Genomic DNA, 201 nt, shown 5'->3' on the forward strand with positions numbered 1-201 from the left:
TGTGTTGAATAAGAATGAATTTGACTTCGCATATAACCCAACAAACAATGACAAGACCCAAACAATCGTTGTTACAAGTTCACCAATCGTGAATAAGGATCAACGAGGTGTCGCAACAATGGCTAAGACTGGTGATACATTACAATCTGCCGAAGCAACTGACACTAAGTATGGTAAGCAATATGAATTGAAATACAGCCA

General features: G+C 38.3%; 1 protein-coding gene. It reads left to right on the forward strand.

The genetic code is table 11. The annotated features are described in order from the left end of the window. Positions 1–201, forward strand: a 201-nt coding sequence (locus FC90_RS09285; protein WP_162258677.1) for a hypothetical protein, incomplete at both ends; no start/stop codon positions are given.

Origin of the sequence: Latilactobacillus graminis DSM 20719 (assembly GCF_001436415.1) — a bacterium.
In the GTDB taxonomy this organism is placed as follows: Bacteria; Bacillota; Bacilli; order Lactobacillales; family Lactobacillaceae; genus Latilactobacillus; species Latilactobacillus graminis.